Source organism: Actinosynnema sp. (assembly GCF_052038725.1).
Genome location: NZ_JBQGCX010000295.1, coordinates 1 through 1,542 on the forward strand (window position 1 = coordinate 1; position 1,542 = coordinate 1,542).

Consider the following 1,542-nt stretch of genomic DNA (forward strand, 5'->3'; position numbering starts at 1 on the left):
CGGGTCCTCCGGTCGCGCGCCGTCCGGCGGGCGGTGCGCGACCGGGGCGCGGAACCATGGCAGCGACGGGATCGGCCGGGATTCGCGGGGCGGGGAGCGGGGAGGCGCTATCGCGTTGGCGCGGGATTCCCCTGGCTCGTCAGCCAGTTCACCCAGTCCAGCGCGTCCTCGACCGTCTGCGGTCCGCCGATGCGCGCGACGGCCAGGTGGGGTGGCGGGGCGCCCGCGGCTCGCAGGCGCGACCACTGGGCGGCGTTCAGGGTCAGCACGCGGACGTCCAGCTCCCCCAGCGACTCCACGTCGACCACGTCGGCGTCCGAGAGGTCCAGGAACAGCAGTTCCGGCAGCGCGGCCAGGTGCGCTGCCCGGACCGGCAGGCCGCGCACGGCCAGGTCCCGCAGCGCGGGGTGGCCCGCGAGGGCGGCCAGGTCGGCCTCCGGGGTGTCCAGGGTCAGGGACACCACGTGCTCGGGCAGCCACAGGCGGACCGGGCCCGAGCGGTTGACGTGCAGCTCCCGCAGGTTCGGCACGGCGCGCAGCAGGGTCAGGTCCAGCTCGGGCGGGTCGTTGAGGTGCAGGCCCTGGATCAGCTCGGGCTGGGGCAGGGCGGCGAGCCGGGTAGCCAGGTCGCCGCCCGGCTTGGTGAACCAGAAGCGCTCCGGTGGCCGGTTGTGCGGGTAGCTCATCTCCTCGCCCCGGCGGTGGGTCTCGACGGTGGCGGCCAGCAGGGCGGTGGCGGACTCGGCGATCAGCTCGACGCCGTCCGAGCCCCGGCCGTGCGAGAGGAGCTGGCCGTGGTGGCCGAGCGGGCCCGGATCGAGGTCGACCGCGCACTCGTGGCCGCCGCGGTCCGCGGCGATCACGACCCACCAGTCGTTGCGCGTCAGCGTGCGGACCGCGCCCAGCGGTTCGGGTTCCGGCAGGACGTGGCCGTCGAACAGGTCCACCTGGATGTGGTCCCAGCAGCCGGGCTCACCCCGCAGGTGCTCCTCGACGGTCCGCTCCAGCGGGTGCAGCGCGTAGTCGCCGAGGATTCCGGTCTCGTGCGGGTCGCCTCCGATGACCAGGTGGAGGGCGCGCACGTCCTCGGGAAGGCGCAGGCCCATGCGCTGCTCGGCGGCGACCAGGTCCGCCTCGGTGCGCGGCTCGCCGAAGACCGCGTCCTGGCCGGTCATCGCGCGGTGGCAGGCGGCGGCCTCGGCCACCAGCCCCCGGATCCGCTCCAGCACCTCGGGATCGGTGGGGCGGGGGTCGGGCGCGGCGGCCGGAGGGCGGGGCATTCCGGGCGCCGGGTTGCCCGCAGGGCGGAAGCCGGGGTCGAGGGCGAAGGTCGCGGGCACGCCGGTAGGCCGCAGGAAGGTGTGGGTGAACGCCCCGCCGCCCGCGCCGTCCAGGACGACCCGGAGGACCAGCCACCGCCGCTCGCCGGGTGTGCGCAGCGCGATCTCCAGCGCCTGCGCCAGCTCGCGGTGGTCTGGCGCGGGCGCCAGTCCGGGCCGCGCGGGGTGGTGGGACAGGTTCCCGCTCGCGAGCAGCGCCTGC

Annotated in this window: 1 protein-coding gene; it reads right to left on the bottom strand. The window is 76.3% G+C overall.

All coding sequences use genetic code 11. From position 1 onward, the window contains the following. Positions 1-107 precede the first annotated feature (107 nt). Positions 108-1,542, bottom strand: a 1,435-nt coding sequence (locus ACTUAL_RS05855; protein ID WP_440899524.1) for an SMI1/KNR4 family protein, incomplete at its 5' end; no start/stop codon positions are given.